Raw genomic sequence first — 26,483 nt, 5'->3', positions numbered from 1 at the left:
ATATGCCGAAAGGGATACCCCGCCAGCTTATTCCATCTCGCGTATCCGCGCCACCGCCTCCTCGACGCGCTTGACTGCAATGACCTCCATGCCGGGAATCGCCTGCTTGGGACGATTCGCCTCCGGGATCAGGGCACGGGTAAATCCGAGTTTGGCGGCTTCCTTCAGTCGTTCCTGACCACGCGGGGCCGGACGGATTTCTCCGGCCAGCCCAACTTCACCAAACACAATAAGTTTCGATGGCAGTGGCTTGTTTTTTAATGAAGATGTGATCGATAGCAGCACAGCCAGATCGGCAGCCGGCTCAGTAATCTTGACCCCACCGACCGCGTTCACGAATACATCCTGATCGAAACAGACAATACCGGCATGCCGATGCAAGACGGCCAGCAGCATGGCCAGGCGCTGCGGGTCGAGTCCGACAGTCAGACGCCGCGGGTTGCCATGCGAGGTATCGACCAGGGCCTGGATTTCAACCAGCAGAGGGCGCGTCCCCTCCTGCGTCACCATCACGCAGGAACCGGCCACATCCTGTCCATGCTGCGACAGGAACAGGGCCGACGGGTTGCTGACCCCCTTCAGCCCGGTTTCGGTCATGGCAAAGACACCCAACTCATTGACAGCGCCGAAACGGTTCTTGAAGGCCCGCACCAGTCGGAAGCTGGAATGCGTGTCGCCTTCGAAATAGAGCACGGTGTCGACGATATGTTCAAGCACACGCGGCCCGGCCAGGGCGCCCTCCTTCGTCACATGACCGACCAGAATCACCGTGATGCCAGCCTGCTTGGCCAGACGCGTCAGTTGCGCCGCGCATTCGCGGACTTGCGCCACCGAACCCGGCGCACTGGACAGCTGATCGGACCACAGGGTCTGAATCGAGTCGATCACGGCAACAACGGGCTTTTCCGCCTGCAGGGTGGCAAGGATGCGTTCGAGATTGATCTCGGCCATCAATTGCAGGCGACGGCTATCCAGCCCCAGGCGGCGAGCTCTCAGCGCGACCTGCTCGCCCGATTCCTCACCGCTGACATAGAGCACCTTGTTTTCGAGCGAAAGATGCGCCAGTGCCTGCAAGAGCAGCGTACTTTTACCGATCCCCGGGTCGCCACCGATCAGCACGACACCGCCATGAACCAGTCCACCGCCCAGCGCCCGGTCGAACTCGCTAATGCCGGTAGCAATCCGCTCGACTTCCCGCGCTTCGATCTCCGACAGATTCTGCAACCTGGCCGTCGGGGCCAGTGATTCGAAACGGCTGTTGGTGGGCGCCTTTTCGGCCACCGTTTCAACCAGCGTGTTCCAGTCATTGCAACCGGGACACTGCCCCTGCCACTTCGGACTGGTCGCTCCGCATTCGGTACAGGAGTAAATGGTTTTGACTTTGGCCATTATGTTCGCTCAGCCACATTGGCCCCATCCACCACCACCGGCACGCGCGGCGCCACGGCACAGAAGAGTTCGTAGGCAATGGTCCCGGCTGCGGTGGCCACTTCATCCGCCGGCACGTTGCCGGCAAGCCCCTGGCCCCACAGCGTTACCGGAGAACCGATGCCCGCTTCCGGGATATCGGTCAGGTCACAGGCCATCATATCCATCGACACGCGGCCGATCGTCCGCGTCGGCCGGCCCATGACGGCGATCGGCGTACCGCTCGGGGCATGACGCGGATAACCGTCGGCATAACCGCAGGCGACGACGCCGATGCGCATCGGTTGGTCTGCCGTGAAGGTTCCGCCATAACCGACCTGATCGCCAGCCGCCAGTTGCTGCACGCCGATGATGGCACTCTCCAGCGTCATCACCGGCTGCAAACCCAGCTCAGTCGCGCTTTGATCGGCGAACGGGCTGGCCCCATAAAGCATGATGCCCGGCCGAACCCAGTCGCCGTGCGCCTCGGCGTGACGCAGGATGGCAGCCGAGTTGCCAAGGCTGACGGGGCCGGACCAATCTCCGGCCAGCTGGCGAAACCGGTCGAGTTGCCAGCTCACGCCTCGCTCGCCATCGGCTTCTGCAAAGTGGGTCATCAGGGTGATATCGATCTGCGGCAATTGCTGCAGGATTTCCCAGGCCTTGGGCAGCGTCGCCGCCGTGAAGCCAAGCCGGTTCATGCCGGTGTTGAGTTTCAGACACAAAGAGATCGGGGTATCGAACTTGCCGTTGCGGACCAGCAACTCCAACTGGTCGAGGCAGTGAATGACGCTGGTCAGCCGGTGCTCGATGACAGCACGCACGTCGCGCGCACTGAAAACCCCCTCCAACAGCAGAATGGGCTGGGTCACCCCCGCCTCGCGCAGGGCGACTGCGTTTTCGCATTCCAGCATGGCGAACCCATCAGCCTCGCCACGCAGGGCTTCGACCGCCCGCCATTGACCATGACCATAGGCATTGGCCTTGATGACAGCCCAGGCTTTCGAGCCGGGAGCATGGCGCTTGGCCAGTCGATAGTTGTGAAGAATCGCCGCCGGCGCGATGCGCGCGCGGATGGGACGCGAAGTTTTCATAAAGCCAGTTCTTTCAGCTTGCGTTTGGCAAAATCGATGAAGGTTGCACTCAACCGGGACTGGAAGCGGTCCTGGGGGAAAACAAGGTACAGGCTGCGCTTCAGTACCGGATTGAGCGGAATGGCAACGAGCTCACCAAGCTGCGTTTCCTTTTCAACCACAGCCCGCGACACGATGGCGAATCCCAGGCCGGTCGAGACGACCCCTTTCAGCGCTTCCGGACTGCCCAGCTCCATCTGCATCTTCAGATCTTCCGGCTGGATCTTGTGATTCCTGAAATAGGCATCGGTGATTTCCCGTGTCCCGGAGCCCGGTTCGCGCGAGATGAATTCGTACTCGGCCAACACCTTCGGGCTGACCGATTTCATGCCGGCCAGCGGGTAGTCCGGCGCACAGATCACCCGCAACTCGTCCTCGCAGCAGATCTGGCTGGTCAGGCCACTCAATTTGGCCGGCACTTCGATCAAGCCAATGTCGAGCGTATGCTCAGCCACCCGGCTCTCGATGCTTTCGGAGTTGGCGACGATCAGGCGAGCCCTGACCTGCGGATAAAGCGCATTGAACTCACCGAGCACGCGCGGCAGCATGAACTCGGCGATCGTCGTGCTGGCGCCGACCAGCAACGGGCCGCGCATCTCGCCGGTCATCTCGCCGAGGCGGATATCCATTTCATCGGACAGCGCCAGAATCCGCTCGGCGTAGGAGAGCACCAGCTCACCGGCCGGGGTCAGCGAAATGCTGCCGTGCCGCCGTTCGAACAGGCGCGTGCTGTACTGCTCTTCCAGTTGCTTGATCTGAAAGGTCACTGCCGGCTGCGTCATGAACAGCGCGTCGGCAGCCCGCGTAAAACTCAGATGTTTGGCGACGGCATGAAAGACCTGCAAACGCCGGTCAGCCATGATCTTTCTCCCCGATGGTGTGCGGCCGATATTCAATCACATTCCGCGCCGTTTCCGGGCGGCAACATCAATTTTGCCCAGAATTTCACATCGACCGGCGCGTCCGCCTGCTGTCATCACCCCTTAACCGTCTCGACACAAACTCCAGCCTTTCAGTCAGCAAGGCCGGATCATGCACAACAACGACAACCGCGCAAGCCTTGCGCCCAATTCTGAGCGTGGTATAAACCTCGCCCAAAGTCATATAAGAGACAAATATTTCGTGCCGTTCGGCTTCTACATCATCATGGCCGCGCAGTTTTTTTCCGCGCTGGCCGACAACGCCCTGCTGATTGCCGCTATCGCCGCCCTGCGCGAGATGCACGCGCCGTCGGAATACGAACCGCTCCTCAAGACATTCTTCACCGTTTCCTATGTCGTGCTGGCCGCCTTCGTCGGCGCCTTTGCCGACTCGATGCCCAAGTGGCGGGTGATGTTCATCAGCAACAGCATCAAGATCGTCGGCTGCAGCATGATGTTCTTCGGTGCCCACCCGCTGGTGGCCTATGCCGTGGTCGGTCTCGGCGCCGCTGCCTACTCGCCGGCCAAGTACGGCATCCTGACCGAATACCTGCCACATCGCCTGCTCGTCGTCGCCAATGGCTGGATCGAAGGCCTGACCGTCGGCGCCATCATTCTCGGCGTGGTGATCGGCGGCACGCTGATCCGCCCGGAAGTGGCCCAGCACCTGCTGTCCTTTGATTTTCCGCTGATCGATACCGGCGTCGATACGATCGGCGAAATGGCACTCTCCGTCGTTGCCGTGCTTTACGTCCTGGCCGCCATCTTCAACCTGTACGTCCCGGACACCGGGGTGGACCACAAGCAGTTGAAGAAAAACCCGATCTTCCTGATCCACGAATTCAATCACTGCCTGGCCCTGCTCTGGCGCGACAAACTCGGTCAAATCTCGCTGGCGGTCACCACGCTGTTCTGGGGAGCCGGAGCGACGCTGCAGTTTATCGTAATCAAGTGGTCAGAGGTCGCGCTCGGTCTTGACCTGTCCAAATCCTCGATGCTGCAGGGGGTTGTCGCCGTTGGCGTTGCCGCTGGCGCGATCATCGCCGCCAAGTACATCACGCTGCGCAAGTCGGTTCGCGTCATCCCGCTCGGCATCGCCATGGGTCTGATCGTGCTGGTCATGAACTTCGTCAATTCGTTGTGGCTGGCTGTTCCGCTATTGATCATCATCGGCGGCCTGTCGGGCTTTTTTGTCGTGCCGATGAACGCCCTGCTCCAGCATCGCGGCCACATCCTGATGGGTGCCGGCCACTCGATCGCCGTCCAGAACTTCAACGAAAACATCTCCATCCTGATCATGACCGGGCTGTATTACCTGATGATCAAGATGGACCTGTCGATCTACTGGGTCGTCACCATGTTCGGGATATTCGTCAGTGGCCTGATGTACATCATCCGCCAGCGCCACTTCGCCAACCAGGCGGCGCAGGACGACGTCCAGCACCTGGACGACTCAGCGCACCACTAGAACGGCAGTTCTGGCGTCATCTGCTCGCGCAGGGTGCGGCGCGCAAACAACAGGTCTTCCCAGGCCTTGGCCTTGTCCGGCAGATTGCGCAGCAGATAGGCCGGGTGATAGGTCACGACGACCGGAATGCCCGCGAACTCAAAACGTTTGCCCCGCAAGGAAGCCAGCGATTTATCGTCATGCAGCAATGCATGGACCGCTGCCTTGCCGAGCAACACGATGACCTTGGGCTTGAGCAGGGCAATCTGGCGTTCGAGATAAGGCCAGCAGGCGGCCATTTCGGCAGCCTCTGGCGTGCGGTTGCCGGGCGGCCGGCACTTGACCGCGTTAGCGATATAAACCCGGTTACCGCGGGCGATGTCGAGCGAAGCCAGCATGTTGTCGAGCAACTTACCAGCCTGACCAACGAAGGGTTCGCCCTTGACATCCTCTTCGGCGCCCGGGCCCTCACCAATGAACAACCACTCCGGATGGGTATCGCCAACGCCCAGCACGGCCTGCTTGCGCTGTTCGCACAAGGGACAGGCCCGGCACTCGGCGACCTGCCGCGCCAAAGCCGGCCAATCCAGCGTATCAACGGCTGTTGCCGGCGAACGGGGCTGATGAGCCAGAGGCGGCACGGGAGCAGCAGGCTCTTCAACGAGCGGAGCCGCCACTGCTTCGATATTGACTTCGATCTCCGGAGCTGATTCAGGCACCGAAGCTGGCGGCGTGGAATCGCGCAACACCCAGATCGGGGAAATGCCCATCTCGACCAGCATCTGCTCGCGGCTCAAACTCATGCCAGTTCCTTGTCAAAAATCAGGCCGTCCTCACGCCCGACCACCGCCGGATAATAGCCCTTGCGGGTGCCGATCTGGCGAAAGCCGAAATGTCGATAGAGCTCGACCGCTCGCTCATTGGATGGCCGAACCTCGAGAAACAGCTTGGCGGCACCGCCCAGCCGGGCGCATTCCATCGCGTGGCGCAGCATTCTGGCGCCGTAGCCCTGCCCTTGGTAACGCTTGCAAACGCCGATATTGAGCAGATGCGCCTCATCAATGACCGACATCACCACCGAAAACCCAATCAGGTCACCGCCCAGGCGCAAGACCCAGACACTGTAACCGGCGGTCAGCGAATCCTCGAAATTACCACGCGACCAGGGGAAAATCTGCAGGCTCGCCTCAAGCGCGGCGACCGCGTCGAGGTCACGCTCGTTCATCGGGAAAAATTCGGCGGCAATCTTCAATCCGCTCACGCCCGACCGCCCTCACTGAGCCGTTCCGCCACCGTCTTGGCCACCTTGTCGCGCACGTAGAGCGGCGCAGCCAGCGCCGCATCGAGCCCCTCACCCCGGGTTGCCCGCGCTACAGCCAGTTGCGCCACGACAGCGGCAGTGGGCACGACGGCAGATTGCACGGCGATGCCGGCTGCGCTCAAGCGTTCCGCCAGGACAGGATAGGCAGTGATCGCATTGCCACAGGCGACCCAGCCGGATTCGGCCGGCAGGCTCACGTCGGCCGGCGCCGAAACACGAATCTCCCCTTTCAACATGTAGCCAGCCTCGGTCAGCCGGTAGGAGCCCGAATAGACCTCGCCCATGCGCGCATCGAGCAAAGCCAGTACGCGTTCCGCGCCAGCCATGGCAGCCATCGTTTCCAGACTGGTTACCGGGATCAACGGCACATTGGCGGCGACCGCCAAACCCTGTGCCGCCCCGCAGGCGATACGCAAGCCGGTAAAGGCGCCGGGGCCGACACCGAAGGCGATGGCATCGAGTTGCCCAATTTTTACGCCGGCTTCGAGCAACAGCTCACGAACCAGCGGCAGCAATGTTTCGGAATGCGGTTTGCCCGAAGGACAAATGCGCTCGGAGACCGCGCCATCACGCCAAAGCGAGCAGGAGCCAAGATCGGTGGAGGTTTCGAGAGCAAGGATCAACATGGGCCTACATTTTACCGGAGCGCTGGCCCGACCGGGATTCAATCTCGACGCCAGCCACGGCCACCGCCACGCCCTTCGCGTTGATCCGGCCAGCCGCGTTGTTCGCGCATTTCATCGCGCAGGCGGCGCCGGTCTTCCGGCGGCAGATCGCGCCAGCGTGGCGGAGGCCCTTCTTCACGGCGGTTTTCCCTGTCCTGCTGCCAATGCTCGCGCATCTGCTGGCGTAGCTGGCGGCGCTCGTCCGGCGGCAGATCACGCCAATGCCCCTGAGCCCATACGTTGCCCACCGAGCCAAGCAGGCTCAGCAGCAACAGGGAAAGGGCAAGACGACGTTTCATGGCGGTAAATACACACGGGATTCGGATGTGATCATTGTCCATCGCTCAGCGACAGGCAAGCGGCTGGAAGTGTAAGAATATGTTTCCCGGCCGGCCTCCGACAATCCTTGTTACCATTTGCCGCGATTCATTCACTGTGTGCCCTTATCCTTGCCAGCATGAGCGAACAACACCAACACCACCATATTCTTGTCGTCGATGACGACGCCCGCCTGCGCGACCTGCTGGTCCGCTATCTGGGCGAACAGGGCTTCGAGGTCAAGGCCGCGGCTGATGGCCAGCAGATGGACAAGCTGCGCAGCCGCGAGCATTACCACCTGATCGTGCTCGACCTGATGATGCCGGGTGAAGACGGCCTGACCATCTGCCGCCGCCTGCGCGGTCAGGGCGACCAGACGCCGATCATCATGCTGACCGCCAAGGGCGATGAGGTGGATCGCATTGTCGGCCTCGAAATGGGTGCCGACGACTACCTGCCCAAACCTTTCAACCCGCGCGAACTGCTCGCCCGCATCCACGCCGTGCTGCGTCGCCAGGGCAGCAAACCGCCTGGTGCGCCGGAAGACGAGCCGGAAACGATCACCTTCAGCAACATCGAAGTCGATCTTGCGGCTCGTACGCTGAAGCGTGGCGATGAACTACAGGCACTGACGACCGGCGAATTTGCCGTGCTGAAAGTGTTGCTTCAGCACCCGCGCCAGCCGCTTTCCCGTGACAAGCTGATGTCGCTGGCCCGCGGCCGTGAGCAAGGGCCGTTCGACCGCGCCATTGACGTCCAGGTCTCCCGCCTGCGCAAACTGATCGAAACCGACCCGGCCCAGCCGCGCTATCTGCAGACGGTCTGGGGCTTCGGCTACGTTTTCGTGCCGGACGGCGCTGCGCGCGACTGATGCCAATGCCGCGCACGCTGCTGGCGCGCACCTTCCTGCTCTTGGCCTTGCTGGTGCTGCTGACCACGGCCGCCTGGCTGAGCCTGTTTCGTTATATCGACGCCGAACCGCGCGCCCGGGAAACCGCCCAGTTGGCGGCTTCGGCGGTCAACCTGATCCGTGCTTCGCTGTTTGCCGCCGCGCCGGAAAAACGCCTGGGTCTGTTCACCGAGTTTTCAACCCGCGAGGGCATTCGCCTGCTGCCGGCCGAACCGGAAGACCAGATCGAGGCGATGCCCGATTCCCGCTTTTTCCGGTTGCTGCAGCGCGAACTGATTTCCCGGCTGGGCGATCACACCCGTGTCGCCGCCAGCGTCGATGGCGTATCCGGATTCTGGGTCAGCTTCCGGCTCGACGATGCCGACGATGAAGAGTACTGGCTGGTGCTCTCGCGTGACCGGGCTGCCCGGAGTATTGCCAGCCACTGGCTGGCCTGGGGACTGCTCGCCATCGTCCTGGCCATGGCGGTTGCCTGGCTGATTGCCTCACGCATCAGCCGGCCGTTGAAAGCGATGGCCGAGTCAGCCGAAACAGTCGGCCGGGGCCAGATACCCGCCCCCTTGCCGGAAGATGGGGCCGAGGAACTGAGCCGGCTGGCCACCGCTTTCAATACGATGGCCGCCGATTTGCAACGGCACGAAAAGGACCGCTCCGAAGTGCTGGCCGGTATTTCTCATGACTTGCGCACACCGTTGACCCGCTTGCGCCTCGAGGCAGAAATGAGCATTGCCGACGATGGCGCCCGCCAGGCCGTGGTTTCCGACATCGAGCAGATGGAGGCCGTGATTTCCCAGTTCATGGATTACGCCCGCACCGAGTCCGGGGAAGCGCCTGCCCCGACTGATCTCTCCGCCCTGCTCTCGGGTCTGGCCGAGCGCCAGGCCTATGTCGGCCGGCAGATCGTCACCGACATCCAGCCTCTGCCGGAAGCGATGATGCGCCCCAAAGCCATCACCCGCGCCATCACCAATCTGATCGACAACGCCGCCAAATACGGCGGCGGAGAAATCACCCTGAAAGCGACGGCGGTCGCTGGTCAAATTCAAATAGAAATTGGCGATCGCGGGCCGGGCGTACCGCCTGCAGAAATCGAACGCCTGAAGCGCCCCTTCACACGCCTGGAAAGCGCGCGCACCAATGCGACGGGAACCGGGCTGGGACTGGCCATCGTCGAGCGGATCGCTCGCCTGCACGACGGGCATCTCGATCTGTCAGCGAATCCCGGGGGTGGTTTGCTGGCCCGCCTGTCGTTACCGATCAGGCACTGAACGCCTGACAGGTTTCGTCCATTTCCTTGACGATCTGCGGCAGGATTCCGGCGATTTTTTCGCCATCCAGCCCCAGCCGCTGCCAGGCAGTCTGATCCACCGGCATCACCATTTCGCTGGCGGCCTGCGCCAGGCCCAGGCCATGGGCGATGCTATCGGCGAGGTGAATCAGGTCGGCCAACGAATCGGCGGTGGCCGCTGAGGGTGAATGATGTTCAGCCACGGCTGAATACAGCGAAGGGGGAAAACGCCAGGTGTCAGCCAGCAGGCCGCCGACGACGGCATGATCCAGACCGAGAATGTCGCGCTCGGCAGCGACCGGCGTGCAATCGTGCAACTCCCGATAGGCCAGTGCCTTGGCGTACTGCTCGGGGAAGCAGGTGGCCAGCACCAGCTCGCCGATGTCGTGCAGGATGCCCCCGGTGAAGGCCAGTTCAGGATTTCGGCCAGTCACCCGGGCCAGTGCCCGGGCCGTCAAGCCAACACCGACACAATGCCGGATATACAACTGCGGATCGAAACCCGGGCATTGGTCGGCTCGAAAAACGCCGCTCACACCAACGGCCAGCACCATGCTGCGCACGGCCCGAAAGCCCAGGACAACCACCGCTTCGTTGATTGTCGATATGCGGCTTTGCAGCCCGTAGAACGAAGAATTGGCGACCCGGAGCAGGCGCGCGGTCAGCGCCTGATCATGGGATATCTGCTGGGCCAGCCTGCCGATATCGACCTCTTCATTGCCAAACGACGCCAGCAACTCGGCAACCACCGTTGGCAGTGCCGGCAGTGCCTTCAGCCGGGCAACGATCTGTTCGGACTGAAGCGTGCTCATACCCGGTGCTCCAGCGAAAAATCGAATATTGCCTGGTATAGCAATTTCGCCCCCGGGCTATCACCGGCCTGGCGAAAGCGATGGTCCAGCATCTCTTCGACTTTCTCCCGACGCGCCAGGGCAGCCACCGGATCGTCCTCGACGTCCCGTTCGATGCGCAGTTCAGCAATATTTCGGCGGACAAGGCTCTGCAGCAAGCTTTCAGTCAATGCCGTACCACCGGGCACCAAGACACGTCCGGCATCATCCGTGAGCGCATCGGCCAGATGCATTCCCGGCAAAGCTTCGCTGATGGGCAGGGTTTCCTTGATTTTCATTGTGTGATCTCTTCGAGCAGCAGAAGGCGTCCGATCCTGGTTTCGTCGAGACTGAGCTGACGCGAGCGGCATGAATAGGAAATGCCATCGATACTCAGCGTGCCATTTTCAGCAAGACTTGCCACCTCGGGCAACACCTGATGCAGCACCGCACCGGGAAGCAGACTACGCCGGACAAACTGCTCAAGTGCGGCGTCATTGGCCAGGGCAATCAGGCCGTTCTCATCGACCCCGATGACCGCCAAGGGCAATTCGGCAAGGACTCCCTGCAAAATGCGATAACCCTGCCGCTCCTGAACCTGCAGCGCCTGATTTTCATCGAGTAGACGACGGCGATCTTCCTCGATGCGCACCAGTTGCCGCTCAACGACCTCGACTTCATGCGACAGACGGCTGTATTCATCCGAAATATGTCGCCGGCTCAAGGTTTCCTCGACGACCAACTGGAAGGCATCGGCCTCGACCGGCAGATGGATGACCCGATGAACCAGCCCGGAACTGCTCAATTCGGCGACTGGCTTGCGATTCCATTGTTTGCTGTCGGCCAGCAGGATGCGCTCGCAGCGCGGCTGCAGCTCAGCCGCCTGCCGGATCAGCTCCTCGGCATTGAAACCCTTGCGCGGCGCGCCACAAACCAGCACATCGACCAGATTCCCGGAAAACCACTGCAGCGCCCCCTGAATGTCGGGGGCGGTACAAACCCGGTGTCCTGCCCTGATCAGGGTCGAAATGACCTCTCCAAAGCCATCGACGGCCACAAACAGGGCCATTGGCTTGCGCGTCCCGGAACATAGCAGGTTGGCCGGCAGTCGCTGGTCCGTGGTCAACAGATCGGTCATGCCCGGCGCCGGCAGCGGCCGCGAGAAGAAATAGCCCTGGATGACATCGCACTGATGCGAAATGAGCAGCGCCAGTTGCTCCGGTGTTTCGACACCTTCAGCCACTACCTTGAGCTTCAGGTGATGAGCCATGGTGATCACGGCCCGGGTGATCGAGGCGTCATCCGAATCGGCGGCGATGTCCTGCACGAAAGAGCGATCGACCTTGACGGCATCGAGTGGGAAGCGTTTCAGGTAGGCCAGGCTCGAATAGCCGGTACCGAAATCATCGAGCGAAATCGTGACGCCCATTTTCTTCAGGGCCGATAGCGTATGGATCGCCATGTCGGCGTTGTCCATCAGCATGCTCTCGGTAATTTCCAGATCGAGGCAGGCGGCCTTGAGTCCCGTTTTGTCCAGGGTTGCCGCAACGTCCATCAACAAGGTTTCAGCTTGCAATTGCCGGGCCGACAGGTTCACCGAAACACTGGGGATATTCAACCCGGCGGCCTGCCATTCGACGGCCTGCCGGCAGGCTTCCTCAAGCACCCAGCGCCCCACCTGAACAATCAGCCCGGTTTCCTCAAGCAAGGGAATGAACTGGTCCGGCGGCACGATTCCGCGTTTCGGATGCTGCCAGCGCAGCAAGGCCTCGGTACCGGTAATCCGGCCATCGGCGCAACTGGCCTTGGGCTGGTAATAGAGCACGAACTCGTTGCGCAAAGTGGCGTTGCGCAAGTCGATCTCCAGGAACATCCGCTCCCGGATGTCTTCGTGCATGCCGGAAAAATAGTATTGGTAGCTGTTGCGCCCCAGACTCTTGGCGTGACGACCGGCAATCTCGGCGTTGCTCACCAGTTCGTGCACATCCTCGCCGTCCTGCGGGTAGAAGACGATGCCAACCCCGGCCGTCGCAAAAACATCCTGACCAGCGACACGGACCGGCATGATCAAGGTATCGATGATCCGGCGAGCGACGATGCTCGCCTGCTGGGTATCGGCCACATCCGGCAGGAGAATGCCAAAGACGTCCGCCCCCAGGCGCCCCAGAATGTCCGATTCACGCAAGGAGCCGGAAAGCCGGCCAGCGACCTGACGCAGCAACTCGTCACCCGAGGTATGGCCCAGCGTCTGGTTGAGCTGACGAAAGCGATCGATATCGACCACCATCAGGCCCAGTGGCAGGTTCTTGCGCCTGGACAGCGCAATCATCCGCTGCACCTGGTCGTAGAACATCAACTGGTTGGGAAGTGCCGTCAGCGTATCAAAATGCGTGAATTGGGGAGACTTCCATTTGTCGGCGAGCAGGTTGGTGATATCGGTGGCAACCCCGCCAACGCTGACGATACTGCCCTCCTCGTCACGTACCGGAAAATTTCGGGCATGCAGCCAGCACTGGACATCGCCGGGGCGCTGAACGCGAAACTTGATGTCCAGCCCGCCCAGCCGATGCCTGCGAGCCGCTGCCAGAACCCGGTCGCAGTCATCCGGATGAACGTACTTCAGCCAGTCGAGCGAATCCGCATAAAGCGCTTCGACATGGCGGCCCCAGATCTGCTCGTAGCCCGTACTGACATAGGTCACACGCTGGGTTGCCGCATCGGTCAGCCAGTAGCATTCGGGAATATTGCTGGCCAACTGGAAAAAACGGGCGACTCCTTCATCGATCTGCTCGATGCGTTCCGGGCTGACCAGGGCTTTCCGCTCTTCACGCGACAGACTGACATTGGCGCATTCGCGCTCGATGACAGCAAGCAAGCGGGCCGGGTTGCTTTTGAAGACAAAATCGCAAGCCCCTTTTTCGAGCAATTCGAAGGGAAATTCCTGAGCCCCCCGTTCAACGGTCAGGATTACCGGGACACGTGGAGCCAGTTCGCCAAACAAGGCAACGGCCTCCGTGGCTGGCAGTTCCGCGAGCGAGCAACTAAGAAGCGCCACATCCCACGCTTCATCGCGCAAAGCCTCTACCAGTTCTGCACGTTGGGCAAGCTGACGCGTCTTTACCGACTGCCCGCAACCCTGCAGGGCATCGAGCAATCGCTGGCCATCGCGACCACTTGCTTCAATCAGCAGCACCTTCAAGCTTGCCGTAATTTCCGACCGGCCGATCGCCCCCAAAAGAACTCCCCCTTTATTTCCATACCCAGTTTTCTGGATACGTGGAATTGATTGTGTCGTCTGTCATCCAGCTTGTTACCGACATCTGTCCGGGAAACTTTAGACCCTGAGCGTGGCCTCTGTCGAATTATTTTTATGACAAAAATAACTCTTTGTCATTTATGACAAAGAAAACTCCCGGAGAATCAGATACTCCGACCCTGAAGACGATAATCGGGAGCGGACCAGAACAAAGCGATCGGCACGCCAAGCCAATGATTCGAACGACGGAAACTGATGGTTTTCCAACAATCCGGCATTGGCCGGAACTTTGCGGACCAGCGTGACATGGGGCACGAAACCCTGCCGCTCGGCATCGACCTTGAAACCGGCATTGGCCAGGACACTTCGCAAGCAACTGACCAGTTCACCAAGCGGCGCTACCGGAGCCTGAGAACCTGCCCACAACAGATGGTTATGCCGCCAGTAGCCCAGCCGGTCGAGGACCATGGTGAAGGATGGCCCCTGAACGCTATCGGCCAAGGCACAAAGTTCCGCCAGGCGAGACTCCGGCACTTCGCCAAGGAAAGCCAGCGTCAGATGGATGGTATTGCAGCGTGTCGCTCGTCCGCCAAAGTTGGCCGCCGCGTTGGCGGCTATTTCGGCGAGTCGGTCGGCCACATCGGCCGGCGGCCAAAGAGCGAAAAAACTCTGGCCGTTGCCGGCCGTTGCGTTTGTTCTGGCCTGCCTTCAGCCGACACGTTCCACCAGCACTACCGCCTGCGCCTCGATCGCTTCCTCGCGCCCTAGATAGCCCAGGCGTTCGTTGGTCTTGCCCTTGATATTGACGCAATCGGTCGCGATGCCGAGATCGGCGGCCACATTGGCGACCATCGCGGCGGCATGCGGAGCCAGCTTCGGCTGCTGGGCGATCAACGTCGCATCGACATTGACCGGCCGCCAATTTCGTTCGGCAAGCAGGGCAACGGCAGCACGCAGCAGGACACGGCTGTCGGCGCCCTTGTAGCGTGGATCGGTGTCCGGGAAATGGCGGCCGATGTCGCCCAGTGCAACCGCACCAAGCAGCGCATCGGTGATCGCATGGAGCAGCGCATCGGCGTCGGAATGGCCGAGCAGCCCGGTCGGATGCGGAATCTCGACACCGCCAAGGATCAACTTGCGGCCCTCGACCAGCTTGTGCACATCGTAGCCCTGCCCGACGCGGAAATTCATTTGCGTGCCCTCAGTATCATCGCAGCCAGCGCAAGATCGGCCGGATAGGTGACTTTCAGATTGGTCGAATCACCGCGCACCAGCCTGGGTTTGAGGCCCATGGCCTCGATGGCACCGGCTTCGTCGGTGACATCACGACACTTTTCCAGCGCCTCGCCGAGCAAGCCGTAGCGGAACATCTGCGGCGTTTGCGCCTGCCACAGGCCATCCCGGGGTTCCGTGGCGCCAACGCGCTGCTCGGCATCGGCCCGTTTCAAGGTATCGGCGACCGGCACGGCCAGGATGCCGCCGACCGGGTCACTGGCCAGTTCGGCAAACAGCGCATCGAGCATGGCGGCTGAAAGACAGGGCCGTGCCGCATCGTGCACCAGCACCCAGTCATCGTCGGCAGCGACCATCGCCGCCGCCCGCAAGCCGTTGGTCACACTCTCCGCCCGCGTCGCTCCGCCGCAGCGCACGGTTTCGAGCTTGGAACCGAGTTCGCTCCAGTCGTAACGCGGCCACCAGGGATCATCCGGCGCCAGTACCACCCAGACCCGTTCGATCTCCGGACAAGCAGTCAGGGCGGCCAAGGTGTGGAAAATCAGGGGGCGGCCAAGGAGGTCAAGATACTGCTTGGGCTTCTCGGCGCCGAAGCGGGAACCGCTGCCGGCAGCAGGAACGATTGCGTAATGTCGTGGCATGGCTTAATTTTACTGAAGAACAACGAGAAAAGAGGAATCCGCATGAGCTTCGTGGTCCCTGAACTGGTTGAACCGGTCAAGGCGTTTGCAACGGCCTTGGGCATCGGTCTGCTGATCGGCATGGAACGCGAACGGCGCCCGGACTCTGCCGCCGGCTTGCGCACTTTCTCGCTGGTCGCCATGCTCGGTTGCCTGTTTGCGCTGCTGGAGGAACGTTCCGGCAGCACCTGGCTGCTCGCTGCCGGCCTGCTGGTCATCGCCGGCGCAATGATCGCCTCCAATTTCTCCTCGCAGCAGGAGGAGCAGTATCGCGGCTTCACCTCCGAGGCGGCAGTCGTCGTCACCTACGGTCTCGGGGCTGCCGTCTGGTTTGGCTATGCCACGCTGGCTGTCATGCTTGCCATCACCACGACCGTGCTGCTTTACTTCAAGGCCGAACTGAAGCAGTTCAGCGAGCGAACGACGCCGAAGGACATCAACTCCATCCTGCAGTTTGCGGTGCTGTCCTTCGTCATCCTGCCAATTTTGCCGAGCGATGACTTCGGGCCATACAACGCGATCAATCCGCGACAGATCTGGTGGATGGTCGTGCTGATTTCCGGGTTGGCGCTGGCCGGCTACCTGGCATTGCGCATCGTCGGCGCCCGCCATGGGGCGGCGATGCTCGGCATTTTCGGCGGCCTGGCCTCGTCAACCGCGACGACCATGATGTTCTCCCGCCATGCCCGCGACCACAGCGACCTGACCCGCATGGCTGCCATCGTCATCCTGATCGCCAACATCATGGTGATGATCCGGATCGGCATCGTCTCCAGCCTCGTGGCACCCAAGCTGATCGGGCCGATCACCCTTGTTTTTGCCTGCGGCATCATTCCCGGCATCGCGCTGACGCTATATAGCTGGCGAACGCTGGCCAGCGCTGGCGAACTGCCCATGCCCGAGGTCAAGAATCCGACCGAGCTGAAAACGGCCATCTCCTTCGGCCTGCTCTATGCAGTGGTTCTGCTTGCCTCCGCCTGGCTGCAGGATGTCGCCGGCAACAGCGGCCTGTACATCGTGGCGCTGGTTTCCGGCCTGACCGATGCCGACGCCAGCGTGCTATCCACCCTGCGCATGTTCAACCTGGAAAAAGTCATCAGTGGCGACGCCGTGATCGCGGTCACGCTGGCGCTGATGGCCAACCTGATCTTCAAGATCGGGCTGGTCCTCAGCATCGGTGGCGGAAAACTGGCGCGCCACGCCCTGCCCGGCCTGCTCGCCATTGGCGGCGGCATGGCCATTGGATTGATGCTCGTTTGAGGAGCCGACCATGATCAATACCCGCCCCCCTGCCGTCGCCGGCACCTTCTACCCCGGCGATCCCGACGCGCTGTCCGCTACCGTCGATCATTTTCTGGCTGAAGCCAGCCCCCAGTCCGGGCTCCAGCCCAAAGCCCTGATCGTTCCCCACGCCGGTTACATTTACTCCGGCTCGACTGCCGCGACGGCCTACGCCACGCTGAAGCCATGGGCCCAGACCATCCGCCGCGTGATCCTGCTCGGCCCGACGCATCGCGTCGCGGTGGAAGGTATCGCGCTTCCGGAGGTCGAGGCTTTTTCCACGCCACTGGGCAGCATCCAGCTCGACGCCCGGGCCATCGCCAGCATTGCCGGGTTGCCGCAGATCGTCTTCAGCAACCATGTCCACGCCTTCGAGCACTCGCTGGAGGTGCACCTGCCTTTTTTACAGCGAGTACTTGAGCCATTTACGCTGGTTCCGCTCGCCGTTGGCGATGCGCCCCCGGAAGCGGTGGCCGAAGTGCTTGATCTGCTGTGGGGCGGCCCTGAAACGCTGATTGTCGTCAGCTCGGACCTCTCGCACTTCCTGCCCTACGGCACGGCACAGCAGGTGGATGCCAACACCTGCCGCCACATCCTGCAATTCGACACCCACATCCACCCCGAGCAGGCCTGCGGTGCCTTCCCGATCAACGGCCTGCTGCTTGCCGCCCGTGGGCGCGGATTGACTCCCAAGCTGCTCGGCCTGTGCAATTCAGGCGACACTGCCGGTGACAAGAACCGCGTTGTCGGTTACGCGGCATTCTCCTTTGCTGAAGGAGATGATCATGGCTGATCTCGGCACCACCCTGCTGACGCTGGCACGCAACGCAATAGCCTCGCGCTTTGGCGTCTCCGGCAACCCGGTCGCGGATTTGCCGGAATTGCACCAGCCAGGCGCCGTCTTCGTCACCCTGACCCAGCACGACAATCTGCGTGGCTGCATCGGCAGCCTTGAAGCCTGGCGGCCATTGCTCAAGGATGTTCAGGAAAACGCCCTCGCCGCCGCCTTCCGCGATCCGCGTTTCGAACCACTGAGTGCCGACGAACTGCCGGTCACCCGCGTCGAAGTCTCGCTACTGACGCCGGCCGAGCCGATGAGCTTCAGCAGCGAAGCCGATGCCCTCGCCCAGTTGCGTCCGGACATCGACGGCGTGATCTTCACGGCAGGCAATCGCCGCTCAACCTTTCTGCCCCAGGTCTGGGAACAGTTGCCCGACCCGGCCATGTTCATGGCCCACCTCAAGCAAAAGGCCGGATTGCCCGCCGACTACTGGGGCCCCAATGTTCAACTTGAGCGCTACCAGGTCAAAAAATGGAAGGAGGCTTCACCATGAGCCAGCCCGATTCGCTTTACCCGGCCCGCTGGTGGCACGCTCTGCCCGACGGCCGCGTCCAGTGCGACCTCTGTCCGCGCGACTGCCAGCTGCACGAAAGCCAGCGCGGCGCCTGTTTCGTCCGCCAGATGGTCAATGGCGCCATGCAACTGACGACCTATGGCCGCTCCTCGGGCTTCTGCATCGATCCAATCGAGAAGAAGCCGCTCAACCACTTCTACCCGGGCAGCAGCATCCTGTCCTTCGGCACCGCCGGCTGCAACCTGGCCTGCAAGTTCTGCCAGAACTGGGATATCTCCAAGTCGAAGGACATGGACCGCCTGATGGACAGCGCCAGCCCGCAGGCAATCGCCCAGGCCGCCCGGCGCTACGGTGCCGATGCGGTCGCCTACACCTATAACGACCCGGTGATCTTTGCCGAATACGCCATCGACACCGCGCTCGCCTGTCGCGAGCAGGGCATCCGCAACGTCGCAGTCACTGCCGGCTACATCCATCCTGAACCGGCCCGCGAGTTCTTTGCCGTCATGGATGCCGCCAACGTTGACCTCAAGGCCTTCACCGAGGACTTCTACCGCAAGCTCTGCGTTGCCCACCTGCAGCCCATTCTCGACACCCTGGTCTACATCCACCATGAAACGGATTGCTGGCTGGAGATCACCACGCTACTCATTCCCGGCCAGAACGACAGCCCCGCCGAAATCAACGAACTCGCCACTTGGGTTGCGCGGGAACTCGGACCGGACGTCCCGCTCCATTTCTCGGCCTTCCATCCCGACTGGAAAATGGAAGACATCCCGCCAACCCCGCCCGCGACCCTGACGCAAGCCCGCCGCATCGCACTCGATGCCGGCTTGAACTATGTGTTTACCGGCAACGTTCATGACAGCGAGGGCGGCACCACCTTCTGCCCCAACTGCCATGCCGCGCTGATCGTTCGCGACTGGTACGACATTCGCCGCTACGACCTGACGCCGGAAGGCCATTGCCCGCACTGCCAGACCGCCATTGCCGGGCGCTTCGGCAGAACGCTTGGCCGCGACGGTCACGCCTTCGGTCCAAACCGCATTCCGGTACGCCTGTCCGCATGAATCGCCACATCACCCTGCAAACCCCGCACGGGTCCCTCCTTGGGCAACTGGAAAGACCGGATTTCCCGCGGGGGCTGATCCTGCTCGCCCGCTCGCATCACTTGCCCATCGATACGGTCAGCACCGCCAACCTGGTCACACAGGGCTACGCCGTTTTCGTCATGGAATTGCTGTCGGCACATGAACTGCAGTTTGCCGACGCAACGCAAAACGTGCCGCGGCTTGCCCTTCGCCTGATCGACATCCTAGACATGATTCGCAACGACGGCGACATGCAGGATCTGCCCCTCGGCATCTTTGCCAGCGGTGAAATCGCCCCGGCCGCCATTCGCGCCGCCGCCCAACGCGATGCTCAGGTCAAGGCGGTGGTGTGCCATGGCGGCCTGATCGACCGCGCCGGCGCGCAGGCCCTGGACTTGCTGGTGGCGCCGCTCCTGATGCTCTTCGATGCCGACGACAGCATTGGCGAAACGGCTTACCAACGGGCAACATCGCACCTGAACTGCGTTCATGAAAAACAGGTGCTGGAAATCGGCGAAGCCACGGCAATACCAGTCGCCACGTGGTTTTCTCGGCATTTTTAGCATGCCACTGGCAATTTCCAGCATCCAGACTAGACTGAAAGTTCAGCCTACTCGCCTGGAGACTCCGATGTCATTCTTCGATTCCCCGCTCGCCCGCTGTGAAGCTGTTCGTGAAATGGTTCTGACCGACGAAACCCAGTCAGAGTGTGCCCGCGAACACAACTGTCCGCCTGGCTTCAAATGCCCGTTATGCGGTTACTTCACTGAAAGCAGCGGGGTCAGCGAAGAAGGCAGTCGCGAAACGCTGAATGCCACACACCCGGCAGCACATTAAGATTTGCGGCCGACTACTTACTTGGCGGACAGCTTGCTGTCAGCCCCGGCTTTTGATGGCGGCTTGCTCAGCCATTCCTCGACACAGCCTGCATCGAGATTGAACAAGCGCCGCTCGATATTGACTCGCCGGTCAGACGATCCCTTTGGCGGTCCACCATTGATGTGACGCCGTTGCGCGTCCTTGCGGCGCTCGTTGTTCAAGTTTGAATTCATTTTCTTTGTCCATCTTTAAAATGGCAAAAATAATAACATTTCAGCCCGGATCGGAAATCCCCTATCGACCGAGGACTCCGTTCAAATGCACGCTCATGGTCAACCGGCCTTCCTGTCCCATCTGGCCAATAGCGCGGAGACAAGCCGTCTTCCAGACGCCGAGGCAATATGGTAGCCAATTTTTAGCCGACAAAAATTCACAAAAAAGTCCCCAAAATTCGGGGACTTTTTGTTGGGCAAGCTTCCTATGCCTCTTTATTGCTCACCGCCTTCTTGATGCGCTGGATATGGCCGCGACCCAAGCCCTTCACTTCGCAACCCAGTTCGAAATAGCGGGCAATGGTGGCGTCCTTGAGCATGCCGAAACAGTCGATGACGGCAATCGGCCGCCCCGCCCATTCGACCACCTGCTCCGGCGTCAGATTGCGGTAGGCATCGTGCGGAACGGCCAGGATAAAAGCATCGACACCCTTTAAGGCCGCCTGAAGATTGTCCTCGACCTTGAGTTCCGACAGTTCGTCCTGATTGCGGAAAAAGCGCTTCCACGACAGACCGGAGGTCGGGTATTTGTCCTGCTCGGCAAATTCCCACCATTGCTCGACATACGGATCGTGGGCGCGCATTTCGGCCCCCATTTCGGCCAACTTGCGGACGACCAGCTCGGAGCCGCTGTAACGCGTATCGCCGACATCCTGCCGGTAAGAGGCACCGGCGATCAGCACCTGCGAGGCGGCGATGTAGCGATCCATGTTGCGCAGGGCATCACGGGTCAGCTCGGCGACATGCAGGGCACGTGTGTCGTTGATGTCGACCGCCACCGGCGTGATCCTGAATACCTTGTCGCCGTCCTCGAAACCGAGGATGTGCTTGTAGGCCCAGTAGCCGAGGCCGCCATCCTTGGGCAGGCAATAACCGCCAATACCGGGACCGGGGAAGATCATGTTGCTGTGGGTAGGCCGCATCTTGATCGCATCGACCACCTTGACCAGATCGACCCCATTGCGCTCGGCGAATAGCGACCACTCATGCAGATAGGCCAGGATCGTGGCCCGGTAACTGTTTTCGACAATCTTGGCCGTTTCCGATTCGATTGGCCGGTCCATCACCGTCAGCGGGAATTTGTCGGTATTGAGCACCTCGTGCAGGAATTTTTCGACCCGCGCCCGCGCCGCCGCATCGCAACCGGCACAGACACGCCAGAAATCCCGGATGCTGGCCACGTATTCGCGCCCCGGCATGACCCGCTCGTAGGAATGGGCCAGCAGCGGAACCGATGCGATGTTGCGATTGGCGAAGGCCTTCTTCAGGATCGGCCAGGCGACAAACTCCGTCGTTCCCGGCGCCACCGTCGTTTCGATCAGCACCAGGCACTCCGGCCGGATATGCTGGCCGACCGTTTTCAGCGTCGCTTCCAGTGCCGCCATGTCGCATTCGCCGGACTTCATGTTGCCCAGTTCCTGCTTCAGGAAATCGCACTGCACATCAATCACCACGCAATCGGCCAGATCGAGCACCTGGCTGTTGTAGGTCGCGATCAGCGTTTTCTTTTCCAGCACGCAGCGGCCGATCAGCACGTCGACCTGCGGGTCTTCGGCCTTGACCGGCGAAATGCCACGATTGAGCAGCGGAATTTTCCAGAACGAACGCGTCGACGGGCGCTGGCAGCCGATCACGAACTTGCTCGGCTGGCCATCCTGGCCTTCGCAATCGGCCACGATGGCCGCCATCACCGCACCGACGAAGCCGACGCCCATGACCACCACCACCTCCTTGCCGCTTGCACGTGCTGCTTCGGCGAGGATTTTGACGCGCTGATATTCCGCCGCGTAGTCGGCTTGATCAGGCAAAGGAAATGACTCACCCGCTGGCGAGACTGACACTTTGTTTTGCGATGCAGACACGATGAATGCTCCTGTTTTCAGTAATTCTCAGACACAACTTCTCACAGATTATTCCACTTGGCAGAGAAGGAATATATCGAATTCATCACGGATGATCCTTGTCACGCGGGGCTGCCGGAGCGTGGGCAGGAAATTTTGTGCGCGCAATGCAGTCCGTGAAATCCCCCATGATGGGCCACAACATATTTGGCTAAAATTCATGCCGTCTTGCTAAACAACAAATTTCAGGGGGAACACATGAACCGTATCGGCTTGGCCAGCATTCTCGTTGCGTTGGCCCTCGGCATTTCGACCGACTCGGACGCCAAAGGACGCGGTCGCTCATCGCACAGCTCAAGCGACTCACATTCGAACCACGCCACCGAAACGCATGCCAGCGAAACCGGCAGCGGCAGTGGAATCGTCCGACACACCGTCAATCGTTCGGGCCGTTCCAACGACGAGTCGGCCGGCAGCAGCAATTCTTCGACTGGCAACCAGGCGGCGGGCGAAGAAGACGAGAACCTTCGCCGCATACGCCAGGAAAAAGAAGCGGCGCGCGCCAAGCGGGATGCCGCAACCCTGGAAGCCCGGAAACTTCAACAGGCGGCGGATGAAGAAAAGCGCAAAGAGCAGGCCGAACAAGCCGCCATCGCTGCTACCGAAGATAAAAAGCGCCGTGAGGCCGAGGCGGTGGTCAAGAATCGCGAACTCGCCATGCTTGACCGCAAGAAACGGCAGGCGGCCTGGGAAGCGCGCTGCGATATCAAACCCGTCATGACTGACGAGGAAATCGCCATCTGCAAGGAAGTCAGGAGCAGACCGGCACCTTGATCAGAAAAACCGCCCGTTCCTGAGGAAAAAACGCCTCTGGCGCGGCATGAGTTTCAAGCAATTCGGGGCCGGAAACATCTCCGGCCCCAATTGTCGAAGCGGCTATAATCCAAGGTCCGCAACGCCATCCGCTTCGCAGTGTCCGCTTCCTCCCCCTTGCTGTCCCTTTCCGCCCTGCCCAAGGCTGGCGCCCGCATCGATTTGCCGCCGCTGGTCGGATCATCCGATGCCCTGGCCCTGGCTGAAATCGCCGTCGGCAACGCCGGCAAGCTGCTTGCCGTCGTCACCGCCAATGCGGCCGATGCGCAGCGCCTGCTCGACGAAATTCCCTGGTTTGCACCGAACCTGCGCGTGCGCCTGCTGCCGGACTGGGAAACCCTGCCCTACGACACCTTTTCGCCGCACCAGGATCTGGTTTCCGAGCGGCTGGCGACCTTGTGGGCAGCGACGCAGGGCGAACTGGACATCCTGCTGGTGCCAGCCTCGACGGCCGTTTACCGGCTGGCACCGCCGGCCTTTCTGGCTGCCTACACTTTCGCCTTCAAGAAGGGCGAGACGCTCGACGCCGAGAAATTCCGTAGCCAGGTGACGCTGGCCGGCTATGCGCATGTGACACAGGTGGTGTCGCCCGGCGAGTATTCGATCCGCGGCGGGCTGATCGACCTCTTCCCGATGGGTTCGCAACTGCCTTACCGGCTCGACCTGTTCGACGACGAGATCGAGAGCATCAAGACCTTCGACGTCGATACCCAGCGCACCGTCTACCCGGTGCCGGACGTCCGCCTGCTGCCGGCCCGTGAATTCCCGATGGATGACAAGGGACGCACACATTTCCGCCAGGCCTTCCGCGAGACTTTCGAGGGCGACCCGGCCAAGTCGGGCATCTACAAGGATATTTCCCAGGGCATCGCCAGCGCTGGCATCGAGTATTACCTGCCGCTGTTTTTTGACGAGACGGCCACTGTTTTTGATTATCTGCCGCCGGATGCGGTGTTCGTGACCCACGGTGATGCGCCGGCTGCGATTTCTGCCTTCTGGAGCGAAACCCGCTCGCGTTACAACATGCTGCAGGGCGACAAGGCCCGGCCACTACTGCCGCCGGAGCAGTTGTTCCTGTCCGACGAGGCCTTCTTCACGGCAGCCAAGTCCTATGGTCGACTAGCTTTTCTGGCCAAGGATGAAAAGCCGGCGACAACCGCCCTGCCCGACATTGCCGTCGACCGCCGGGCTGAAGATCCGCTCGGCAAGCTGAAAAACTACCTCGCCAGCCAACCCGGCCGCGTGCTGCTGCTGGCGGAATCAGCCGGCCGCCGTGAAACGCTGACCACCATGCTGACCGAACACGGCCTGAAGCCCGCCGCCAGCGCCGACTTTGCCGGCTTCGCCGCAGCCGATGCGCCACTGACGCTGGGCGTCGGCCCGCTGCACGGCGGTTTCGCGCTACCGGGGCTGGCTTTCATTACCGAAACCGAGCTCTACGCCGGCGCCCCGCGCCGCACCCGCCGCGAGGCCGCGCGCAAGGCCAGTTTCGACAACTGGCTGAAGGACCTGACCGAACTCAAGGTCGGCGACCCGGTCGTCCATGAAAGCCATGGCATCGGCCGTTACCGCGGCCTGATCCGCATGGACCTCGGCACCGGCGAGCAGGAATTCCTCGAACTGCACTACGCCAACGAGGCCAAGCTCTTCGTGCCGGTCGCCCAGTTGCACGTGATTTCGCGCTACTCGGGCGCCGAGCCGGATGCCGCGCCGCTGCACACGCTCGGTTCCGGCCAGTGGGAAAAGGCCAAGCGCAAGGCCGCCGAGCAGGCGCGCGACACCGCCGCCGAACTGCTGACCCTGTACGCCGCCCGCGCCGCCCGCCAGGGCCACGCTTTTGAATTCCAGGAAAACGACTACGAGGCCTTCGCTGACGGTTTCGGTTTCGAGGAAACCAACGATCAGGCCCAGGCCATCGCCGCGGTGATCGAGGACATGCGCTCCGGCAAGCCGATGGACCGGCTGGTCTGCGGCGACGTCGGCTTCGGCAAGACCGAGGTCGCCTTGCGCGCCGCCTTCTGTGCCGTGGCCGGCGGCAAGCAGGTGGCCGTGCTGTGCCCGACCACCCTGCTCTGCGAACAGCATTACCAGACCTTCGTCGATCGCTTCGCCGACTGGCCGGTCAAGATCGCCGAAATTTCCCGCTTCAAGACCGCCAAGGAATCGGCGCAGGCGCTGCAGGAACTGGCCGAAGGCAAGATCGACGTGATCATCGGCACGCACAAGCTGATCGGCAAGGACGTCAAGTTCCAGCGCCTTGGGCTGGTCGTCATCGACGAGGAACACCGTTTCGGCGTCCGCCAGAAGGAAACGCTGAAGGCCATGCGCGCCGAGGTCGACGTGCTGACGCTGACCGCAACGCCGATCCCGCGCACGCTGGCGATGAGCATGGAAGGCCTGCGCGACTTCTCGGTGATCGCCACCGCGCCGCAGAAGCGCCTCGCCATCAAGACCTTCGTCTCCAAATTCTCCGACGGCATCATCCGCGAAGCCGTGCTGCGCGAGCTGAAGCGCGGCGGCCAGGTGTATTTCCTGCACAACGAGGTCGACACCATCGAGAACATGCGGGAAAAGCTCGAAAAGCTGGTCCCCGAGGCGCGCATCGTGATCGGCCACGGTCAGATGAACGAACGCGAACTGGAACGCGTCATGCGCGACTTTACCGGCCAGCGTGCCAACGTCCTGCTATGCACGACCATCATCGAGACCGGCATCGACAACCCGCACGCCAACACCATCCTGATCAACCGCTCCGAAAAGTTCGGCCTCGCCCAACTGCACCAGTTGCGCGGCCGGGTCGGCCGGTCGCACCACCAGGCCTACGCCTACCTGCTGGTCCAGGACGAGAAGGCGATGACCAAGCAGGCCAAGCAACGGCTGGAGGCGATTCAGATGTCCGAGGAACTTGGCTCCGGCTTCTTCCTGGCCATGCATGATCTGGAAATCCGCGGCGCCGGCGAAGTGCTCGGCGACAACCAGTCGGGCGAGATGCAGGAAGTCGGTTTCAACCTGTTTACCGAAATGCTCAACCGCGCCGTCGCGCACCTCAAGCAGGGCAAGGCCATCGACACCGTCGATCTGACCCAGCCGCTGGGCATTTCCACCGAAATCAACCTGCGTACCCCGGCCCTGCTGCCCGACGCCTACTGCCCCGACGTGCACGAGCGCCTGACGCTGTACAAGCGCCTGGCCAACTGCGAGAGCGCCGAGGAAATCGATACGCTGCAGGAAGAACTGATCGACCGCTTCGGCGAACTGCCGCTGCAGGGCCAGTCGCTGCTCGCCACGCACCGGCTGCGCATCCTGGTCAAACCACTTTGCATACAGAAGCTGGATGCCTCGACCGACCAGATCACCCTGCAGTTCGGGCCGGAGTTCGCCAAGAACCCGCCTATCGAGCCGATCAAGATTATTCATTTGATTCAGAACAACCGCAGCTATAAATTAGCCGGACAGGATAAAATTTCCCTTTTACGCCACTGCCCGACCTTGAACGACAAGGTTGCTGCAGTCAAAGACATGATTCGCCAGCTGAGCCACTGA

General features: G+C 61.5%; 27 protein-coding genes. 12 read left to right on the top strand and 15 right to left on the bottom strand.

The window, feature by feature from the left end:
- Window positions 1-27: 27 nt before the first annotated feature.
- From radA to KI617_RS08665, 3 genes are read right to left on the bottom strand one after another with little or no spacing between them, the layout of a single operon-like run.
- On the bottom strand, window positions 28-1,389 hold the full coding sequence (gene radA, locus KI617_RS08675) for a DNA repair protein RadA (RefSeq protein ID WP_226451601.1): 1,362 nt from the start codon (window positions 1,387-1,389) through the stop codon (window positions 28-30).
- Complete coding sequence (gene alr, locus KI617_RS08670) at window positions 1,389-2,501, bottom strand: alanine racemase (RefSeq protein ID WP_226451600.1); 1,113 nt, start codon at window positions 2,499-2,501, stop codon at window positions 1,389-1,391. The genes radA and alr overlap by 1 nt, the downstream gene beginning before the upstream one ends.
- Window positions 2,498-3,400: a LysR family transcriptional regulator gene (locus KI617_RS08665; protein ID WP_226451599.1), complete on the bottom strand. Its 903-nt coding sequence runs from the start codon at window positions 3,398-3,400 to the stop codon at window positions 2,498-2,500. Before KI617_RS08665 ends, alr begins: the two co-directional genes overlap by 4 nt.
- On the opposite strand from KI617_RS08665, the gene KI617_RS08660 reads away from it, so the two are divergent.
- Both KI617_RS08660 and lplT read left to right on the top strand, forming a co-directional pair.
- Entirely contained in the window at window positions 3,371-3,616 is a 246-nt protein-coding gene (locus tag KI617_RS08660; RefSeq protein WP_226451598.1) for a hypothetical protein, read from the top strand. The genes KI617_RS08665 and KI617_RS08660 overlap by 30 nt on opposite strands.
- A gap of 46 nt (window positions 3,617-3,662) precedes the next feature.
- Window positions 3,663-4,928 carry a lysophospholipid transporter LplT gene (lplT, locus tag KI617_RS08655; RefSeq protein ID WP_226451597.1) on the top strand — a complete coding sequence of 422 codons (1,266 nt, stop codon included), beginning with the start codon at window positions 3,663-3,665 and terminating at the stop codon, window positions 4,926-4,928.
- Here the strand turns inward: lplT and KI617_RS08650 are convergent.
- Genes KI617_RS08650 through KI617_RS08635 form a run of 4 tightly spaced genes read right to left on the bottom strand, consistent with a single transcriptional unit; the run spans window position 4,925 to window position 7,192 of the window.
- Window positions 4,925-5,710, bottom strand: a complete 786-nt coding sequence (locus tag KI617_RS08650) for a uracil-DNA glycosylase (RefSeq protein ID WP_226451596.1) — start codon at window positions 5,708-5,710, stop codon at window positions 4,925-4,927. The genes lplT and KI617_RS08650 overlap by 4 nt on opposite strands.
- Window positions 5,707-6,168: a ribosomal protein S18-alanine N-acetyltransferase gene (gene rimI, locus KI617_RS08645; protein WP_226451595.1), complete on the bottom strand. Its 462-nt coding sequence runs from the start codon at window positions 6,166-6,168 to the stop codon at window positions 5,707-5,709. Before rimI ends, KI617_RS08650 begins: the two co-directional genes overlap by 4 nt.
- Entirely contained in the window at window positions 6,165-6,854 is a 690-nt protein-coding gene (gene tsaB / locus KI617_RS08640; protein ID WP_226451594.1) for a tRNA (adenosine(37)-N6)-threonylcarbamoyltransferase complex dimerization subunit type 1 TsaB, read from the bottom strand. The genes rimI and tsaB overlap by 4 nt, the downstream gene beginning before the upstream one ends.
- A 38-nt stretch (window positions 6,855-6,892) precedes the next feature.
- A complete protein-coding gene (locus tag KI617_RS08635) occupies window positions 6,893-7,192 on the bottom strand; it encodes a hypothetical protein (protein WP_226451593.1) in 300 nt (99 codons plus the stop codon).
- Window positions 7,193-7,350: 158 nt separating this feature from the next.
- On the opposite strand from KI617_RS08635, the gene ompR reads away from it, so the two are divergent.
- On the top strand, window positions 7,351-8,082 hold the full coding sequence (gene ompR, locus KI617_RS08630) for an osmolarity response regulator transcription factor OmpR (RefSeq protein WP_226451592.1): 732 nt from the start codon (window positions 7,351-7,353) through the stop codon (window positions 8,080-8,082).
- A complete protein-coding gene (locus tag KI617_RS08625; RefSeq protein ID WP_226451591.1) occupies window positions 8,082-9,389 on the top strand; it encodes an ATP-binding protein in 1,308 nt (435 codons plus the stop codon). The genes ompR and KI617_RS08625 overlap by 1 nt, the downstream gene beginning before the upstream one ends.
- Here KI617_RS08625 and KI617_RS08620 read toward each other — a convergent pair.
- The 6 genes from KI617_RS08620 to ispD form a co-directional block, all read right to left on the bottom strand.
- Window positions 9,379-10,221: an HDOD domain-containing protein gene (locus KI617_RS08620; RefSeq protein WP_226451590.1), complete on the bottom strand. Its 843-nt coding sequence runs from the start codon at window positions 10,219-10,221 to the stop codon at window positions 9,379-9,381. The two genes, KI617_RS08625 and KI617_RS08620, sit on opposite strands and share 11 nt — an antisense overlap.
- The gene (locus KI617_RS08615; RefSeq protein WP_226451589.1) at window positions 10,218-10,538 is read right to left on the bottom strand and encodes a hypothetical protein; all 321 of its coding nucleotides are present in this window, start codon (window positions 10,536-10,538) and stop codon (window positions 10,218-10,220) included. Before KI617_RS08615 ends, KI617_RS08620 begins: the two co-directional genes overlap by 4 nt.
- Window positions 10,535-13,432: an EAL domain-containing protein gene (locus tag KI617_RS08610; RefSeq protein ID WP_226451588.1), complete on the bottom strand. Its 2,898-nt coding sequence runs from the start codon at window positions 13,430-13,432 to the stop codon at window positions 10,535-10,537. Before KI617_RS08610 ends, KI617_RS08615 begins: the two co-directional genes overlap by 4 nt.
- A gap of 201 nt (window positions 13,433-13,633) precedes the next feature.
- On the bottom strand, window positions 13,634-14,134 hold the full coding sequence (gene thpR / locus KI617_RS08605) for an RNA 2',3'-cyclic phosphodiesterase (RefSeq protein ID WP_226451587.1): 501 nt from the start codon (window positions 14,132-14,134) through the stop codon (window positions 13,634-13,636).
- 69 nt (window positions 14,135-14,203) lie between these two features.
- A complete protein-coding gene (gene ispF / locus KI617_RS08600; protein WP_226451586.1) occupies window positions 14,204-14,686 on the bottom strand; it encodes a 2-C-methyl-D-erythritol 2,4-cyclodiphosphate synthase in 483 nt (160 codons plus the stop codon).
- On the bottom strand, window positions 14,683-15,369 hold the full coding sequence (ispD, locus tag KI617_RS08595; protein ID WP_226451585.1) for a 2-C-methyl-D-erythritol 4-phosphate cytidylyltransferase: 687 nt from the start codon (window positions 15,367-15,369) through the stop codon (window positions 14,683-14,685). Before ispD ends, ispF begins: the two co-directional genes overlap by 4 nt.
- A 42-nt stretch (window positions 15,370-15,411) precedes the next feature.
- Here ispD and KI617_RS08590 point away from each other — a divergent pair, with 42 nt between their 5' ends.
- The 6 genes from KI617_RS08590 to KI617_RS08565 all read left to right on the top strand — a co-directional run bounded on the left by KI617_RS08590 (window position 15,412) and on the right by KI617_RS08565 (window position 19,972).
- Complete coding sequence (locus KI617_RS08590; RefSeq protein WP_226451584.1) at window positions 15,412-16,668, top strand: MgtC/SapB family protein; 1,257 nt, start codon at window positions 15,412-15,414, stop codon at window positions 16,666-16,668.
- 10 nt (window positions 16,669-16,678) lie between these two features.
- The gene (gene amrB / locus KI617_RS08585) at window positions 16,679-17,482 is read left to right on the top strand and encodes an AmmeMemoRadiSam system protein B (protein WP_226451583.1); all 804 of its coding nucleotides are present in this window, start codon (window positions 16,679-16,681) and stop codon (window positions 17,480-17,482) included.
- A complete protein-coding gene (gene amrA / locus KI617_RS08580; protein ID WP_226451582.1) occupies window positions 17,475-18,023 on the top strand; it encodes an AmmeMemoRadiSam system protein A in 549 nt (182 codons plus the stop codon). Before amrB ends, amrA begins: the two co-directional genes overlap by 8 nt.
- Window positions 18,020-19,114 (top strand): AmmeMemoRadiSam system radical SAM enzyme, encoded by a 1,095-nt coding sequence (amrS, locus tag KI617_RS08575; RefSeq protein ID WP_226451581.1) that lies wholly within the window; start codon window positions 18,020-18,022, stop codon window positions 19,112-19,114. The genes amrA and amrS overlap by 4 nt, the downstream gene beginning before the upstream one ends.
- Window positions 19,111-19,698, top strand: coding sequence for a dienelactone hydrolase family protein (locus KI617_RS08570; protein WP_226451580.1), 588 nt, complete (start codon window positions 19,111-19,113; stop codon window positions 19,696-19,698). Before amrS ends, KI617_RS08570 begins: the two co-directional genes overlap by 4 nt.
- A 67-nt stretch (window positions 19,699-19,765) precedes the next feature.
- A complete protein-coding gene (locus KI617_RS08565) occupies window positions 19,766-19,972 on the top strand; it encodes a hypothetical protein (RefSeq protein WP_226451579.1) in 207 nt (68 codons plus the stop codon).
- 17 nt (window positions 19,973-19,989) lie between these two features.
- Here the strand turns inward: KI617_RS08565 and KI617_RS08560 are convergent, their stop codons facing one another.
- Window positions 19,990-20,187, bottom strand: a complete 198-nt coding sequence (locus tag KI617_RS08560) for a hypothetical protein (protein WP_226451578.1) — start codon at window positions 20,185-20,187, stop codon at window positions 19,990-19,992.
- 245 nt (window positions 20,188-20,432) lie between these two features.
- Complete coding sequence (locus KI617_RS08555) at window positions 20,433-22,034, bottom strand: nucleotide sugar dehydrogenase (RefSeq protein ID WP_226451577.1); 1,602 nt, start codon at window positions 22,032-22,034, stop codon at window positions 20,433-20,435.
- Window positions 22,035-22,325: 291 nt separating this feature from the next.
- Here KI617_RS08555 and KI617_RS08550 point away from each other — a divergent pair, with 291 nt between their 5' ends.
- Complete coding sequence (locus KI617_RS08550) at window positions 22,326-22,901, top strand: hypothetical protein (RefSeq protein WP_226451576.1); 576 nt, start codon at window positions 22,326-22,328, stop codon at window positions 22,899-22,901.
- 138 nt (window positions 22,902-23,039) lie between these two features.
- The gene (mfd, locus tag KI617_RS08545; protein WP_226451575.1) at window positions 23,040-26,483 is read left to right on the top strand and encodes a transcription-repair coupling factor; all 3,444 of its coding nucleotides are present in this window, start codon (window positions 23,040-23,042) and stop codon (window positions 26,481-26,483) included.

The organism is Ferribacterium limneticum, assembly GCF_020510625.1.
In the GTDB taxonomy this organism is placed as follows: domain Bacteria; phylum Pseudomonadota; class Gammaproteobacteria; order Burkholderiales; family Rhodocyclaceae; genus Azonexus; species Azonexus limneticus_A.
This window is presented reverse-complemented; position numbering and strand designations above follow the sequence as displayed.

Coding starts and splice junctions, on each gene's coding strand:
- radA (WP_226451601.1), bottom strand. CDS start 1,389: ATGGCCAAAGTCAAAACCATTTACTCCTGTACCGAATGCGGAGCGACC.
- alr (WP_226451600.1), bottom strand. CDS start 2,501: ATGAAAACTTCGCGTCCCATCCGCGCGCGCATCGCGCCGGCGGCGATT.
- KI617_RS08660 (WP_226451598.1), top strand. CDS start 3,371: ATGAAAGACCTGCAAACGCCGGTCAGCCATGATCTTTCTCCCCGATGG.
- KI617_RS08665 (WP_226451599.1), bottom strand. CDS start 3,400: ATGGCTGACCGGCGTTTGCAGGTCTTTCATGCCGTCGCCAAACATCTG.
- KI617_RS08650 (WP_226451596.1), bottom strand. CDS start 5,710: ATGAGTTTGAGCCGCGAGCAGATGCTGGTCGAGATGGGCATTTCCCCG.
- tsaB (WP_226451594.1), bottom strand. CDS start 6,854: ATGTTGATCCTTGCTCTCGAAACCTCCACCGATCTTGGCTCCTGCTCG.
- KI617_RS08635 (WP_226451593.1), bottom strand. CDS start 7,192: ATGAAACGTCGTCTTGCCCTTTCCCTGTTGCTGCTGAGCCTGCTTGGC.
- ompR (WP_226451592.1), top strand. CDS start 7,351: ATGAGCGAACAACACCAACACCACCATATTCTTGTCGTCGATGACGAC.
- KI617_RS08625 (WP_226451591.1), top strand. CDS start 8,082: ATGCCAATGCCGCGCACGCTGCTGGCGCGCACCTTCCTGCTCTTGGCC.
- KI617_RS08620 (WP_226451590.1), bottom strand. CDS start 10,221: ATGAGCACGCTTCAGTCCGAACAGATCGTTGCCCGGCTGAAGGCACTG.
- KI617_RS08615 (WP_226451589.1), bottom strand. CDS start 10,538: ATGAAAATCAAGGAAACCCTGCCCATCAGCGAAGCTTTGCCGGGAATG.
- ispF (WP_226451586.1), bottom strand. CDS start 14,686: ATGAATTTCCGCGTCGGGCAGGGCTACGATGTGCACAAGCTGGTCGAG.
- ispD (WP_226451585.1), bottom strand. CDS start 15,369: ATGCCACGACATTACGCAATCGTTCCTGCTGCCGGCAGCGGTTCCCGC.
- KI617_RS08590 (WP_226451584.1), top strand. CDS start 15,412: ATGAGCTTCGTGGTCCCTGAACTGGTTGAACCGGTCAAGGCGTTTGCA.
- amrB (WP_226451583.1), top strand. CDS start 16,679: ATGATCAATACCCGCCCCCCTGCCGTCGCCGGCACCTTCTACCCCGGC.
- amrA (WP_226451582.1), top strand. CDS start 17,475: ATGGCTGATCTCGGCACCACCCTGCTGACGCTGGCACGCAACGCAATA.
- amrS (WP_226451581.1), top strand. CDS start 18,020: ATGAGCCAGCCCGATTCGCTTTACCCGGCCCGCTGGTGGCACGCTCTG.
- KI617_RS08570 (WP_226451580.1), top strand. CDS start 19,111: ATGAATCGCCACATCACCCTGCAAACCCCGCACGGGTCCCTCCTTGGG.
- KI617_RS08565 (WP_226451579.1), top strand. CDS start 19,766: ATGTCATTCTTCGATTCCCCGCTCGCCCGCTGTGAAGCTGTTCGTGAA.
- KI617_RS08560 (WP_226451578.1), bottom strand. CDS start 20,187: ATGAATTCAAACTTGAACAACGAGCGCCGCAAGGACGCGCAACGGCGT.
- KI617_RS08550 (WP_226451576.1), top strand. CDS start 22,326: ATGAACCGTATCGGCTTGGCCAGCATTCTCGTTGCGTTGGCCCTCGGC.